This window comes from Streptomyces sp. GL_141 (genome assembly GCF_057834385.1).
This window is the reverse complement of sequence record NZ_CM174402.1, coordinates 5196495-5211264: the sequence shown is the minus strand read 5'-3', so window position 1 is coordinate 5211264 and position 14770 is coordinate 5196495. Positions and strand designations below refer to the sequence as shown.

The following is a 14770-nucleotide window of genomic DNA, read 5'->3' as shown; positions in this document are numbered from 1 at the left end:
GTTTTGTGGATGTGAGGATCTTGAAAAGCAGCTTCGCGGTGGTGGAGAGACGGGCCGAGCACGCGGTCAAGTTCTTCTACTCCCACCTCTTCTGGCACAACCCCGGAGTCCGTGATCTCTTCCCGGCCTCCTTCGAAGACATGGAACGACAGCGGGACCGGCTCTTCGCCGCGCTCACGCATGTGATCGCCCACCTGGAGAACGAGACGCTCGTCCCCTATCTACGCGACCTCGGCCGCGACCACCGCAAGTTCCTCGCGGGGCCCGAGCACTACGCGGCCGTGGGCACCAGCCTCATCGCCGCGCTCGCCGAGACCTCCGGGTCCGCCTGGCACCCCCAGGCCGAAAAGGCCTGGTCAGAGGCGTACCAAGTGATCGCCGACGCGATGATGGCCGGCGCCGCCGCCAGCGAGGACCCGCCCTGGTGGGACGCGGAAGTCGTACGCCACCTGCTGTACGGGGAGGACATCGGCGTCCTCACCCTCCGCCCGCACCAGCACTTCCCCCACCTCCCCGGCCAGTACGCGAGCGTGAGCAGCGACCGGGTGCCGACCACTTGGCGCACCTACTCCCTGGGCAACGCCCCCCGCGCCGACGGGACGCTCGACCTGCACATCAGCCGGATCGAGGGCGGCCGCCTCAGCACCGCCCTGATCCGCGAGACCCAGCCCGGGGACGTGCTGCGGCTCGGCGCGGCCGGCGGGCAGATGACCTTCCGCCGCGAGGACCGCCCGGTCAGCTTCATAGCCGCCGGCACCGGCTGGGCCCCGGTCCGCGCCATGCTGGAGGACCTGGCGGAACACCCTCCCGATCAGGACGTGCGGCTCTTCGTGGTCGCACGGGACGCCGCGCACCTCTACGACCGCCCGCTCATCGACGCGTACGCGGACTCCCTCGGCTGGCTGAGCGTCACCTACATCACCCCCGCCCCCGGCCAGCACCGCAACCAGGCCACCGACCGGCTGGCGACGGCGCTCAGCAACCGCGGGCTCTGGCCCGACCAGGACGTCTACCTGAGCGGTCCGCCGCAGTTCATCCGGGAGACCTCGTACCTCCTGGAGGAGCTCGGCGCGCGCCCCGACCGGATTTTCTACGACTCCGTACCTGCCAGTGGCAAGGGCCAGGACGACGGAAGCCGCCCGATGGGCTTCGGCGAGTGGTTCCTGAACCGCCCCGACCCGCACTGGCACAACCCGTCGGGCCGCGCGCCCCGGGAGCACTGACGCCGGGACCTCCCGCTGCTGAGGGTTATTCGCCGACGCCCTCGGCCGCACGGATCGCGTCCCGGTAGGTGCGGGCCGCAGCGCGCAGTGCGGTTTCGGGGTCGGTTCCCGCCGCCTCGGCGCGCGCCGCCAGCTCCAGCAGTTCGTACCCGACTCCCTCCCCGCGGGGCAGGTCGACGGGCACCGCCCCCGCACGGGCGCGGCCCACCAGCTTGGACGCCAGCGCGAGACCGGGCTGGCCGAGCGGGATCCCGTCGGTCACCGACTCCCGCTGCTTCTCCACCTGCTTGGTGCGCTGCCAGTGTGCGTGCACGTCCTCCGGGGTTTCCGCCGTGGCGTCGCCGAAGACGTGGGGGTGCCGGTGGATCAGCTTCTCGACGAGGGCTCCCGCCACGTCGTCGATGGAGAACGGCTCGTCCTCTTCGCCCGGACCGCCCTCCTCCGCGATGCGCGCGTGGAAGACGACCTGGAGCAGGACGTCCCCGAGTTCCTCGCGCAGTTCCTCGCGGTCCCCGGCCTCGATGGCCTCGACCAGCTCGTAGGCCTCTTCGATGGCGTACTTCGCCAGTCCCTCGTGCGTCTGCTCCGAGGTCCAGGGGCATTCGCGCCGGACCCGGTCCATGACCTGGACGAGGTCGAGCAGGCGTGCGCCGGGCAGGTCGTACGAGCCCGGCAGCAGCTCCAGGTCCGGTACGGCGACCCGGCCGGAGCCGGCGAAGCGGGCCAGCCCGTCGGTGAGCCGCCGGTCTCCCTCACCGCTGAGCAGGACGACGACCGTGTGTCCGCCGGCGCACTCCTCGATCAGCGCCTGGGCGTCGGGGGCCTCCAGGGTGACGTCGACGCCCGCTTCGCGCAGGTAGGGGAGCTGGACGTGTCCCGGGTCGGCGCACAGCACCCGGTGCGCGGTCCGCAGGGTCTGCCAGGCCGGCCAGGACAGCATGCCGGGGGCCACCCGGTGGCTCGTGGTCAGCAGCACGATGCGGCCGGTGGGCTCGGAGGACACGTCGTCAGTCACCCTCCGAACCTACCTCGCCGGGAGGACGGCCCGGGCCGCCGGGTCAGGCGCCGGCCGGGGGCTGCTCGGGCCGGGTGACCTGGGTGATCCAGGGGGTGGAGTGCTCGCCGAGGGTGACCCGCTGGGGGTCCCAGACGCCGTAGCGCGGGTTGACCTCGATGCCGAGTCCGGCCGCGGCCTTCGCGGCGGGCTCGGCGAGCTTGCCCTCGCCGTACTTGGCGTTCAGCTTCTCGAAGAGCACCTGGTCCCGGACCCAGCGCTCGATCTGGTCGGGGGCGACGGCGGCCTTCTGCAGGATCGCCTCCTCGAACGCCGCGGCCCCGCGGTTGCCCTCGTCGTAGGCCTTGCGGGCGTCCTGGAGCTCCTTGGGGGTGACGGTGATCCCGGCGTCCTTCGCCATCCGGTCGAGGATCCGGCTCTGCAGCATCGTGCTGAGCTTGACCCGGTCGAGCTGCGGGACGGCCGCGATGAGCTCGGCCGCGTGTTCGGAGCGGTTCTGTGCGGTGCGGACGTCGTTCACCTGGGCCTGGAGCGCGGAGGTGGTGATCCGTTCGCCGCCGATCACGGCCGCGGTGCCGGGGCGGGCTTCGCCCGAGCACGCGGACAGCAGAGGGGCCGCCAGGAGCAGGGCGGCGGAAACGGAGAGCGCTGTGCGACGGTGCAAAGGAGCCTCCAGGGCCGGGAGATTGTGCTTCGGTGCACAAGGGCCGTGCGGTGATCGATGTTATGCAGTCGAGGTGATCAGAGCCACCGGTTCGACCAACGATTCCGGGGGTGTTGGGGTTCGCGTCCACCGATGGCCACCCTTCGGCCCACCGGGAGTGCCAGGGTCGGCCCACCATGTCGACACCGCACCGCTCCCCGCGCCGCCCCGGTCTGCTCGGCTCGGCGCTCGCCGCCCTGGTCACGGTGGTGGCCGTGGGCGCCGGAGACGCCGTGGCGCGCGTCTTCCCGTACGGCCCCCGCCACCGCAGCGTCAACGACCTCGGCAATCAGTTCGTGCCCTTCCACGCGCACCTGTGGGACCTGCTGCACGGACGCGCCGCGGGCGGGCTGCTGCTGAACTGGCAGTCCGGCTACGGGACCAGCTTCCTGCCCGACTTCGGGACCTACCTGACCAGCCCCTTCGCGGTGCTGGTGGGGCTGTTCCCGCGCCAGGACATCGACCTCGCGGTGTACGTGGTCACCGTGCTGAAGACGGCGGCCGCGGCGGCGGCGATGGCCTGGCTGCTGCGCACCCAGCGGCGCGGGCCGGTGTGGGCGGCGGGGCTGCTCGGGGCCTCGTACGCGCTGTGCGGCTGGTCGGTGATCGAGGCCTCGTACAACCCGATGTGGCTGGACGGGCTGATCGCCTTCCCGCTCCTGTGTCTGACGGGTGAGTGGGCGCTGCGCTCGCGCCGGCCGGTGGCGGCCGTCGTGGTGGTGGCGCTGTGCTGGACGGCGAACTTCTACACCGCCTACATGGCGACGCTGGGCGCGGTCCTGGTGCTGCTGGTCCGGCTGCTCCTCACCCGGGAGGGTGTGCAGGATCGGCTACGGGTCCTGGCGCGGGCGGCGCTGACCACCACGCTGGGCGTCGCCCTGTCGGCGCCGGTGCTCGTGCCGCTCTTCCTCAGCTCGAAGCAGGCCTACCCGGGGTGGTTCAAGCCGTTCGTGCCGGTGGCGACCGAGGATCTGCTGGCCCGGCTGCTGCCCGCCACCTACTCCTTCTCCTCCCCCGCCCTGTTCATCGGCACCGGGACCCTGCTGCTCGTGGCGGCCCTGCCCTTCCACCGGGCCCTGGCGGGGCGGGAGCGGCTGGTGTGGACGGGGCTCGTCCTGCTGGTGCTGCTGTCCTTCCAGTGGATGCCGACGCACCTGGCCTGGCACCTCTTCGCGACGCCCAACGGCAGCCCGTACCGGCAGACCTTCGTGCTGGCCGGGATCGTGGTGATGGCCGCCTGGGCGGGGCTGTCGGCCGGCCCGCCCGGGCCGTGGGCGCTGGCGGGCGGCGCGGCGGTGCTGGCGGCCGTCCTGCTCGCGGCGAGCGGGAGCGGGCTGGCGACCCCGTGGGGGCTCGCCCTCTTCGGCGGCGGCCTGGCCGTGGCGGGCGCCGCCTGGTGGGCGCTCGGCCACGGGGGGCGCGGCCGTCGGCACCTCGTGCTGCCGGCGGTGGGAACGCTGGCTCTGGTCCTGGTGGGCCAGGCGGCGGCGACGACGGCTCACGGGCAGCAGGGCAAGCTCGCGGGCCTGGACGACTACCCGGTGTGGGGCGCGGCGCACACCGCACGCGCCGGGGCCCTGAAGGGCGCCGAGGGGTGGCCCGCGTACCGCACGGACGCCGGGCGGCCGGCGCTGACCGGCAACGACCCGATGCTGCTGGGCGGGGAGGGCGGCGCGTACTACAGCAGCCACACCCCGGACCTGTTCACGCGGACGATGGTGGCCCTCGGGGCGGGCTGGACCTCGCGCGGCCGCAACGTGCAGAGCCTCGACAATCCGGTGACGGACGCCGTCTTCTCGGTCGGCGCCCGGCTGCGGCCGGACGGCACGATCGCGCGGGCCGAGGTCCCGCCGCTGGTCACCGTCCGCCCGCCGGGGCCCGAGCCGGTCTTCGGCCCGTCCCCCTTCACCAACCAGGAACTCCTGCTGGGCGCACGGGTCTACGAGGACCCGCTCTCCCCCGGTGTCTGCCGCGCGGGCACGGAGGCCTTCCTGTGGGCCCCGGAGTACAACGCGACGGCCCGCCTCGCGGACGGGCCCGCCTTCCGGCTGAACGCCAACCCGCCCCGCAACAGGGCCGCCCTGCAGCCCCTGGGCGTCTCCCGCGGCCCGGCCTCGGTGCTGGTCTTCGAGCAGGCGGCTCCGGCGCACTGGCGGCTGTCCTGCCTGGACCGCCCCCTGCTGACGGCGGCCGTCGACCGGTTGCGCGGCACGGCGGCGGTATCCGTACGGGTCGGATCCTCGGGCGTCCGCGCGGTGCTCCCGCCGGGCAGCACCGGCACGGCGGTGCTCGCCGCCCCCGCGATCGCGGGCTGGACCTGCAACGGCCGCCCGGCCGCGGGCCGGCTGGGCCTGGTCTCGGTCCCGCTGGACGGCCGCACCACCAGCATCGACTGCGCCTTCCGGCCCCCGGGCCTCATCCCGGGCGCGGCGGTGGCGGTGGCGGCCCTGCTCACCCTTCTGGCCCTGCTGGGACTGCCCGGCAGGGCCGGTCCGCTCGGAGCGGGACGGCGGCGCGGGCGGACCCGAGCGGCCGTCGCGTCAGCGGACCCGACCCGGGCGGAGCTCCAGCGGACCTGACCCGGCCCGGGCATCGGCGGACCCGGCCCCGCCGGGGCGTCAGCGGACCTGGCCCAGCCAGAGCAGGGTGCGGCGGACCTCTTCGGTGAAGGGGTGGTTCGGGCCGTGCAGGCGTTCCGCGTCGAAGAGGAGGCGGGCCAGGGTGTCGTGGGCCGCCGGGCGGTCGCCGAGGGAGAGCAGCAGGTGCGCTATGCGGCGGCGGACCTCCAGCGGGAGACCCGGGTCCGGGTTCGCGTAGTGGTTCTCGAAGAGCGGCAGCAGCGCGCGGTACTCGGCGAGGGCGGCCGCCGGTTCGCCGAGCTGTTCCAGGCACTGGGCCGCGTCGTAGCGGAAGCGCAGGGACCGCGGGTCGCCGGCCGGGAACTCCTCGGCGAGCCGGCGCAGTTCGGGCAGGGCCCGGCGGTACTGGCCGTCGTCCATCAGCGTGGCCGCGTACTGCTTGCGCAGGGAGCGGACCACCGGGGAGTGCGCGCCGTGCTGCTCGGCCGCCGCCGGGAGGATGCCGCCGAGGATGTCCACCGCCTGGGTGAGCCGGCCCTGGTCGAGGAGCTTCTTGGCCTCCTCGACGGCCGCCGGGACGTCCGGCCGCGGCGGCGCGGGCGGGGTGGCCGGCCGGGGCGGGATCACGGTGGCGCGGTCGGGCCAGGGGGCCATCGGGCGCAGGAAGGGGCGGGTCGGGTCGAGGGGGCCGGTGGGGGCGCCCGAGCCGTGGTGGGGCAGCAGCGGCGCGAGGGCCGCGTACACCGCCTGCGCGGAGGCGGGCCGGTCCTGCGGATCCTTGGCCAGCAGGCTCAGCAGTACGGCTTCCAGCTGCTGCGGGACCTCGGGGCGCAACTGACGCACCGGCAGCGGGGGTTCGTACAGGTGCCGGTGGAGCACCCCGAGCGCGGTGGAGCCCGCGAAGGGGACGTTGCCGGACAGCAGCTCGTACAGGACCACGCCGAGCGCGTAGAGGTCGGTGTGCGGGCCGACGGCCCCGCCCATGGCCTGCTCGGGGGCCATGTACGCGGGGCTGCCGATCGGCGAACCGGTGCTGGTGAGGCGGGTGGTGTCGGTGTCCATCACGGAGGCGACACCGAGGTCGAGGACCAGCACGGTCCCGTCGGGGCGGACCATGACGTTGCGCGGCTTCAGGTCCCGGTGCACGATCGGCACCGCGTGCACGGCCGACAGCACCGAGCACAGCTGCGCGATCACCGAGACCGCCCACGGCCACGGGTAGGGATCGTGCTCGGCGAGGTGGTCGGCGAGGTCGGCGCCCTCCACGTACTGCATGACGAGGTACAGCTCGTCCCCGTCGCTGCCCGCGTCGTGCACGGTGACCAGCCCGGGGTGGTCGACCTGGGCCGTGACCCGGCATTCGCGCACGAAGCGGCGGCGCAGCTCCTCGGCGACGGAGCCGGGGCCGGCCACCTTGTCGGGGCGCAGCAGTTTGACCGCGACGCGGCGGTCCAGGCGCCGGTCGTACGCCGTCCACACCTGGCCCATGCCGCCCTGGCCGAGGATGGTGGCGAGCTGGTAGCGGTCCCCGATGAGCCGGTCCGTCACGGGCGGGGGTCCTCGGTGTGGGGCGGCTGCTGGCGGCGCAGGAGCTCGCTGAGCTCGTCGAGTTCGGCGCGGACCTGCCCGATGCGCGGGGGCGGCGTCGGGGCGGGCGCGGGCTCGGGGGCCTGCTGCGGGGCGGGCTGGTGGGGCTGGTGCTGGGGGGGCTGCTGGGGCTGGGGGTGCTGCGGGTGCTGCTGCGGGGCGGGCTGGGCCGCCGGCGGGTATCCGTAGGCGGGCCCGGACGGCTGCTGGGGCGGTACGTACGGGGACACGGGCGGCGGGTACCAGCCGGCCGCGCCGGGCCCGGCCTTGAGCGCCTCGAAGTGCCGGATCTCGGCGACGAGGTAGTAGATGCACACCGCGAGGCCGTTCAGGAGCGTGCCGAAGGCCCCCGCGTCGCTCTGCCAGCCGCTGACGTCCTCGGTCGGGTCCGCTCCGATCAGCGCCAGCGACACCACCTCGGCCACGCCGGAGGCCGCGAGCAGCCACCAGTCCCGGGGTTTGCGGGTGACCAGCGCGAGCCGCAGCATCGTCCCCCAGGCGAGGAACCCGCAGCTCAGGATCGGCAGCAGCGCGAACAGCACGCGGAGCGCCACCACGCCCCCGGTGGTGGGCTGGTGACCGTGGGGCGGCGGGGTGCCGGGGCCGTGCATCGCTGCTCCTGACGGGCCGTGCGGAGGAAGGGCGGAGTAAAGGGCGGAAGGACGAAGAAGTGCGGAGGATTCCGGGTCAGAGCGTATACAGCGTTCCCGGCCGGGAGTGAGGGGATGCGCTCAACCGTTGTACGGTCGCAGCCCCGCGCGGTCCACCGCCCCGGCCCGAGACGGCCTGGGTGCTCATTCGGGCCGGACCGTACCGTCCGACAGTCCGTCGTACAGGCCTTGGACGAGCTGCTCCCCGAGCCGGGCGGCCAGCCTCAGGGCGTCCTCGAACTCGGCCAGCGCGCGGAACCGCGCCCCGTAGACCTCCTGCTCGGTCCGCGGCAGCCGGGGCAGTTCGAGGCGGCGCACGTCGAGCCGGGTCGTGGTGGAGGCGTGGCTGCTGGCGCGGCGGTTGTTGGCGGTGGCGCGCAGGAACCCGGCCAGGAACCAGGGGTCCAGCGCGGCCGGATCGGGCCGCAGCAGCTGCAGGCCCCGGCCGAGCGCCGCCCCGGCGGTGGCCGCGTCGACCACGCGGGCCACGCCGGCGCCTCCGGTGAGGGGGACGACCACGTCGCCGGGTGCGGTCAGCAGCGGCTGCTCCGCGGCGGCGGCCAGGGTGCCGGAGGGCCCGGTGCCGGCGCTCACGTCGTACTCGGTCAGGACGGGGGCCCGGCCCGCGCCGCTGCCCGTGCCCGTGTACAGGAGCAGGGCTCCGGCGCGGGCGAGTTCGCCGACGGTGGTCAGCGGCAGCCGGGCGGGCGCGGCGGCGGGCCGGTCCGCGGAGGCGGCGGGCGGGGCGGGCGGGGTGAGCCGGGCCGCACGGGTCAGCGTCGAGTCCAGCCGGTCCCGTACGGCGGCCAGCTCGGCCAGGCCGCCGCCCGCGGCGGGCGGCGGCAGGTGGCGGGCCGGGGTCAGGTCCACATCGTCGTCGAGCAGGTCCACGACGGGCACCACACGGCGCACGCCCGGGACGTCCGGGGCCGGGCCGCCGCGCTCGTACGCCGTCCAGGCCTCCTCCACCGCGCTGTGCACGGCGGCCCACCCGGCCCGCCCCGGACCCGGCCCGGGCCCGTCGGCGAGCGCGGCGGTGTCCACGAGGAGCAGCCCCGAGGGGGGCGCCGTCTGCGGGGCGGGCCTGCGCAGCACCCACAGGTGCAGCGGGATCCCGTACGGCGGCGCGGCGCCGGCCGGGAGGGCGACGACGGCCCGCAGCGCGCCTCGGCGCAGCAGGTCGGCCCGGATCCGGCGGCCGGAGCGGCGGGCGGCGGCGGCGGGCGGCATGAGCAGGACGGCGGTGCCGCCCTCGCGCAGGTGGGCCAGGGCGTGCTGGACCCAGGCGAGTTCGGATTCCGCGCGGGCGGGCAGTCCGTACTCCCAGCGCGGGTCGTAGGCCAGCTCCTCGTGGCCCCAGTTGCGTTCGTTGAAGGGCGGGTGGCAGAGCACGGCGTCGACCGGTTCGGCGGCGGGCCGCGCGAAGGCGTCGGCGCGCAGGCTGTCGGCGGCGGCGGCGCGGACCGGGGCGTCCGACTGCAGGGCGAGGCGCAGGGCGGCGAGGGAGGCGAGCTCGGGGGAACTGTCCTGCGCGTAGCGGGTGGTGGCCCCGGGGACGGCCCGCAGCAGGGTGCCGGTGCCGCAGGCCGGGTCCAGGACCGTGAAGGGCGCGGCGCCGGCCGGTCCGGTGCTCGCGCCGACGGCGGGGGCGGCGAGGGCGGCCATGAGGGTGGCGAGGCCGTCCGGAGTGAGCGTGTACTGGCGGGGGTTGGCTTCGAGGTGGCGGCCGAGCAGGAACTCGAAGGCTCCCCGGGTGCCGAGTTCGGCGGCGAGCTCGGCGGCGGCCCGCAGGAAGGGCACCGTGGCGGGCGGCAGGGGGGCGGTGGCTCCGAGCGGGTGCGCGGGCCCGAACCGCAGCGCGAGCACCCGGTCGAGGGCGGGCGGCAGCAGGGTGGCCATCCGCTCGTCGGAGACGGCCGCGGCCTCCAGCCACTCCATGGGCCGGTCGCGTACGAGGAGCAGCGCGCTCCCGGCTTTGACGAGCGCGGCCACGGAGCCGCCGGGGTGGGCGGTGACGTACTGCCAGACGCGCTCGCGCAGCGGGACCTCGGCGAGCTTGCCCTGGGCCCGGAGCCAGTCGGTGACCGCCGCCAGCGCGAAGGAGGGGCTGGTCTCGGTGCCGCCGACGGGGCGGGGGAAGTCGACATGGCGGCGGCGCCAGTTGCTCACGGCGGCGCGGCCGACTCCGGCGAGGCGGGCGATCTCCGCGGCGGTGACTTCGGGGGCGGTAGGGGCTGTGGGGGTGGCTGGGGCCTCGGTGGGGGGCTTCTGCTCCGGCATGTGCGCGAGCATACCGCTGCAAAGAGGAGAGACCCATTCACAGCGTGAATTTAACAATCCATCAAAAAGCCGTTGACTCGGTTCACAGCCTCTGTTGTGATGATCAAGCCAAAAGGACTCAGACCAGGCAGGAGCCACCCACATGTCCCACACCACGCGCGCCAGTTGGACCGCCCGTCACGCGATCCTCACCAGCTGCGGCGCAGCCCTCGCCCTCGTGACCCTCAGCGCGTGCAGCGGCGCGGACACCACCGCCGACAAGGGCGCCGACGCGGCCGCCTCGAAGCCGGCGGCGGCGAGCAGTGCCCCGGCCCCCGACGCGGGCAAGGCGAAGTCGGCCATCAAGGGCAGCGGCACCTTCCAGGTCGGCTCCGACGTCCAGCCGGGCCTCTACCGCTCGGCGGGCAACAAGGCCGACGACAACTGCTACTGGGAGCGCGCCAAGGACTCCAAGGGCGAGGCGGACTCGCTCATAGACAACGCCAACGCCGTGGGCTCCACGTACGTGGCCATCGCCGCCACCGACAAGATCTTCAAGACCGAGGGCTGCAAGGGCTGGGAGCTCGTGGACCCGAAGGCCGCGGGCACGCCGAAGGCCGAGATGTCCGGCAAGGCCGGCATGCTCAAGGTCGGCGTCGACATCGCCCCGGGCACCTACAAGTCCGCGGGCTCCACCGAGGACGGCACCGGCTGCTACTGGGAGCGCACCAAGGACGCGTCCGGCAGCGTCGACACGATCATCGCGAACGAGAACCCCGAGGGCCAGGCCGTCGTGACGATCGAGGCCGGCGACGGCTTCTTCACGACCGTCGACTGCCAGGACTGGAAGAAGGCCTGATCCAGGGCCTGAAGTAAACGCAGGGGGTGGTCCGGGTCCCGATACGGGGTGACCCAGGACCTGACATGCAGGGGGGTGGTCCAGGGTCGCGCCGAAACGGCGGCCCCGGACCCGACCCAGGGGGTGGATCAGCGGAGCCGTTCCGGCGGCCGGGTGGGGTTGCCCCCGGTCGGAAGGCGCTCCCCGGGGCAGCCGGTCAACACGCGCTTCATCGCGTCGCGCTCGCCGGCCGTGACCCACAGGCCGTATTTCTGCTTGACCGCGATCTGGGCCGCGACGTAGCGGCAGCGGTACCCGCGGTCGGGCGGGAGCCAGGTGGCCGCATCACCGTCGCCCTTCTTGCGGTTGGCCGCGGCGTCGACCGCCAGGAGGTTCAGCGGATCATTTATGTGGGCACCCGTAACTGTCTCACCGATCTCCCCGTTATGTGCGCATACAGCGTGTCTCATACGGGGAGGGTGGCTTGCGCACAGCAGACACGAAGACGACCGACGCCGAGGGGCAAGCGACGGTGCTGCTCCATCGGACAACTGGCGGGGCATCCCGTATGGCGGATCTCCCCTTCGATGTGGACGGACTGCTCGGGCGGGTCGGTGCCCACGAGGGCAGACCGTTCATCCTTGGCCCCGACGGCAGCTATGACATCCAACTCAACCGGTTCCTTCGGGACATGGAGAACTGGGGCGTGCGCTCGGAGAACAGCCGTATCGGCTACAGCACCGACCTCATGCTGTACTGCCGGTTCCTCCATGAGTCCCGTGGCGGGAAGTCCATCTGGGACACGGACTCCGCCGACCTTCGCGCGTACAAGGCCGTCCGGCTTCGCGGCGGCGGGCCGGGACAGATCTCCGTGGCGACCTGGAACCGCTCGGTGGCCGCACTCGACAAGTGGGTGCGGTGGTCGCTGTACGAGGAACTGCTGCCCGCCAAACCGTTCCGCTACATCGACAAGACTGTGGTGTCACCGCAAGGGCCGAAGCTGGTGCGCGTCAACGCGGATGCCGAGCCCGAGGTACCACGCCAGCCGATCACATTCCTCTCCCACGAGGATTTCATGCTCTGGCGGGACGTCGGGCTCCTTGGGCAACTGCCGGACGGCTCCCCTGATCCGAAGTGGAAAGGGCGCAACGGCGAACGTAACGCTCTCTTCGCCGATCTGCTGATCTGTACCGGCATGCGGCTGAGCGAGGCGTCCAGCCTGCTGACGACGGAGCTGCCACCGGTCACCGGAAGGCGCGTGATCGGCGACATCACCGTCTCGGCCGCCGTAGCGAAACGCAATCGGGCACGGACCGTGTACGTCCGCCCCCGCGTCGCCCGCGACCTGCACCACTACGTCGAGATCGAGCGGGATGAGCTGGTGCAGCGACGGCGCGCCCAGGGTGCGTACGAGGGATACATGGACCTGGTACCGGTGCGCCGCGCCAACCGTCACGCCTTGGCGGTCGAGTCCGGTACCGCCTGGCCGTACTCCCGGATCGATGCGACGGACCGGGCACGGCTTATGAGCGTCGACGGACAAGGGCGGGCCACCGGTCCTCTGTGGCTGTGGCTCGGCGAGAACGGCTTGCCGTTGCGCGCAACGACCTGGCAGTCGGCCTTCCGGCGCGCGAACGAGCGGTGCGCCGGCTTCGGACTCGACTTCGACGTCCACCCGCACACCCTGCGGCACTCCTTCGCCGTGCACATGCTGGGCCTGCTGCTGCGGCAGACCGTTCGGGCGCTCGGCATGCGCGAGGACCGCCGGTTCACGCACGCCGAGGTGAAACGCCTGCTCATCGGCAACCCCCTGCGCAAACTGCAACTGCTGCTCGGCCACCGTAACGAGGCGACGGTCTACACGTATCTCGACGTACTGGACGAGGCTCAGGAGATCGTGCTGGCGGCTCTCGGCGACTGGGACGACCAGGCCGCGGCCTTCGAGCAGGTCCACTCGGATGCGGAGGAAGAGCGGTGAGCCCGCGCCGCGTCCGGTTCCCCGCCGCTGTCGACGTTCCCGCCCCCGCGGCTCCGGTGCCGTCGATCGGGCCCGTGGTCTTCGATCTGGATCTGAACGGGACACCGGAGCACGTCGACCTGTCCGGGCTGCCGTTCCCGCGCCTGACCCGGGCCCTGGCCGCCTCCCTCGCCGAAGTCGTGAGCAGCCCCGGCACCTTGCGCGACCGCAGCGCCGTCCGCTACGTGGTCAGGCGCATCCGAGAGTTCGTTGCCTTCGCAGCAGCCGCATGCCCGGCTATCGAAGGCGACCCAGGACTGGCCGACCTGGAGCCCGATCTCCTGGACGCGTTCGAGCTGCGTCTGATCGCCCGGTACGGGGAGACGAGCAAGGAGCCGTACCTGACCATGACCTACCTCGTCCGGCTGCTGAAGCTGGTGCACGAGGCCCACCCCGGCGCCTTCGATGCCGCGTTCCACGCTCGCCTGGGATTCACCTCGGCATCGGCCAATCGAGCGACGAAGCCGCTCGACGCCTACCCGTTTCCCGTGCTCGACGCCCTGGAGGCCGCCGCCCGGGACGACATCGCCCGCATCCGCGACCGGATCCTGGAAGGCGAGAAGCTCGCCGCCTCGGGCCGCGACCCGCACCTGCACGGCTGGGACCGGTCGGAGAACGGCCTGTGGCGCATCCTGAACCACGGCCCGCTGACCGCCGACGACGTCTCGTACAAGATCCTGCGCCCCGTGGGCGGCAGGAACGAACTCAACGGCCGTCTCCATCTGACCTCCCGCGATCTGGTGCCCTTCCTCGTCCTGCTGGCCTGCCAGACCGGCATGGAGCCGGAGAGTATCCGGCAGTTGCGGTCCGACTGCCTGGCCAGCCCGGCGCGCGGCTATGTCAGTGTCGCGTACGTCAAGAAGCGGGCCGCCGGTTCCACGCACAAGACGATCAGGGTCTCCGACGGCGGTTCCCTGCGCTTCCCCGGTGGAGTGATCCGCCTGGCTCTGCGCCTGACCAGGCGGACTCGCGAGCTGATCGGCAGCGACGCGCTGTGGTGCGACGTGAGCGGGTTCGGCAAGGCTCGGGCCCCCTTCGACGGGCCGTACGCCTGGTCGGCGGTGACTCGGGAGTGGCTGGCCGAGCACGGACTCGACTCCTTCGCCGACCGAGGCGGTCTGCCGGTCACCCTCGATCTGCGTCGGGTGCGCAAGACCGTCAAGTCCCGGCAATACCTGCAAGCCGGCGGAGTACTGGAGGACTTCACGTCAGGCCACACCCGTCAGGTGGCGGCGAAGCACTACGCGGACATCGATGCCCATCGCGAGACACACGAGCAAGCGGTAGAAGCAGGGCTTGAGCAGGCACTCGGCGCGGCTCTGGCCCCACCCGTGGTCGTCTCGGACGAAGGCGCCCGTCTGGACGACGGCGAAGGCGCGCTGAGTACGCAGGAGATCAAGGAGGCGCTCTCCGGTGAGAAGGACGTGTGGCTGGCGTCCTGCCGAGACTTCTTCGCCTCCCCCTTCGCCCGCAAGCCCGGCGTGGCATGCCCTGTCCCGGCCTGGGGTTGTCTGGAGTGCCCGAACGCGGTGTTCACCAGCCGACATCTGCCGAGCGTGCTGTCGTTCCTGGACTTCCTGGAACGACAACGCGAGGAGTACCCCGCCGTCGAGTGGAACGCGCGGTTCGGACTCGCGTGGGAACGCATCGTCCACGGCGTCCGGGCCCGCTTCAGCACCCGCCAGATCACCACGGCACAGGCCATCGCCGAGGCCGACGGCTCCCGGCTACTGTTGCCCGCCTCGTTCCTGGAGGTCATCGCATGACTGCCGTCCCCGAGCCCCGGGCCGGACACCCGACGTCGGACCGGTCCGGGGAGTTCGTCCTCCCAGAACGGCTCACACTCGGCGGCACGAGCCGAGGCCCACGTCTGTCCGAAGACATCTGGGATCTGCGGTG

The 14770-nt window shown here is 73.1% G+C and carries 10 protein-coding genes and 1 pseudogene; 5 read left to right on the top strand and 6 right to left on the bottom strand.

Going from position 1 to position 14770, the window contains the following annotated elements; all coding sequences use genetic code 11:
* The first annotated feature begins 38 nt into the window (after nucleotides 1-38).
* Nucleotides 39-1223: a globin domain-containing protein gene (locus tag AC3IX6_RS23160; protein WP_489364217.1), complete on the top strand. Its 1185-nt coding sequence runs from the start codon at nucleotides 39-41 to the stop codon at nucleotides 1221-1223.
* 25 nt (nucleotides 1224-1248) lie between these two features.
* Here the strand turns inward: AC3IX6_RS23160 and AC3IX6_RS23155 are convergent, their stop codons facing one another.
* Nucleotides 1249-2238 carry a nucleoside triphosphate pyrophosphohydrolase gene (locus AC3IX6_RS23155; RefSeq protein ID WP_489364215.1) on the bottom strand — a complete coding sequence of 330 codons (990 nt, stop codon included), beginning with the start codon at nucleotides 2236-2238 and terminating at the stop codon, nucleotides 1249-1251.
* Nucleotides 2239-2281: 43 nt separating this feature from the next.
* Nucleotides 2282-2902, bottom strand: coding sequence for a SurA N-terminal domain-containing protein (locus tag AC3IX6_RS23150; RefSeq protein WP_489364213.1), 621 nt, complete (start codon nucleotides 2900-2902; stop codon nucleotides 2282-2284).
* Between the two features lie 176 nt (nucleotides 2903-3078).
* Between AC3IX6_RS23150 and AC3IX6_RS23145 the strand changes: the two genes are divergently transcribed.
* Complete coding sequence (locus tag AC3IX6_RS23145) at nucleotides 3079-5520, top strand: YfhO family protein (RefSeq protein WP_489364211.1); 2442 nt, start codon at nucleotides 3079-3081, stop codon at nucleotides 5518-5520.
* Between the two features lie 39 nt (nucleotides 5521-5559).
* Here AC3IX6_RS23145 and AC3IX6_RS23140 read toward each other — a convergent pair whose 3' ends face one another.
* The 3 genes from AC3IX6_RS23140 to AC3IX6_RS23130 form a co-directional block, all read right to left on the bottom strand.
* A complete protein-coding gene (locus AC3IX6_RS23140; protein ID WP_489364209.1) occupies nucleotides 5560-7068 on the bottom strand; it encodes a protein kinase domain-containing protein in 1509 nt (502 codons plus the stop codon).
* Nucleotides 7065-7718, bottom strand: coding sequence for a hypothetical protein (locus AC3IX6_RS23135; RefSeq protein ID WP_489364207.1), 654 nt, complete (start codon nucleotides 7716-7718; stop codon nucleotides 7065-7067). Before AC3IX6_RS23135 ends, AC3IX6_RS23140 begins: the two co-directional genes overlap by 4 nt.
* A 183-nt stretch (nucleotides 7719-7901) precedes the next feature.
* Nucleotides 7902-10037, bottom strand: coding sequence for an N-6 DNA methylase (locus AC3IX6_RS23130; protein ID WP_489364205.1), 2136 nt, complete (start codon nucleotides 10035-10037; stop codon nucleotides 7902-7904).
* A gap of 142 nt (nucleotides 10038-10179) precedes the next feature.
* Here AC3IX6_RS23130 and AC3IX6_RS23125 point away from each other — a divergent pair, with 142 nt between their 5' ends.
* Nucleotides 10180-10875 (top strand): Rv1352/Rv1906c domain-containing protein, encoded by a 696-nt coding sequence (locus tag AC3IX6_RS23125; protein WP_489364203.1) that lies wholly within the window; start codon nucleotides 10180-10182, stop codon nucleotides 10873-10875.
* 128 nt (nucleotides 10876-11003) lie between these two features.
* Here AC3IX6_RS23125 and AC3IX6_RS23120 read toward each other — a convergent pair.
* A pseudogene (locus tag AC3IX6_RS23120) lies at nucleotides 11004-11261 on the bottom strand (HNH endonuclease family protein); the annotation flags it as partial.
* Between the two features lie 77 nt (nucleotides 11262-11338).
* On the opposite strand from AC3IX6_RS23120, the gene AC3IX6_RS23115 reads away from it, so the two are divergent.
* Nucleotides 11339-12832 (top strand): tyrosine-type recombinase/integrase, encoded by a 1494-nt coding sequence (locus AC3IX6_RS23115; RefSeq protein ID WP_489364201.1) that lies wholly within the window; start codon nucleotides 11339-11341, stop codon nucleotides 12830-12832.
* Nucleotides 12829-14637, top strand: coding sequence for a hypothetical protein (locus tag AC3IX6_RS23110; RefSeq protein WP_489364199.1), 1809 nt, complete (start codon nucleotides 12829-12831; stop codon nucleotides 14635-14637). The genes AC3IX6_RS23115 and AC3IX6_RS23110 overlap by 4 nt, the downstream gene beginning before the upstream one ends.
* Nucleotides 14638-14770 lie beyond the last annotated feature (133 nt).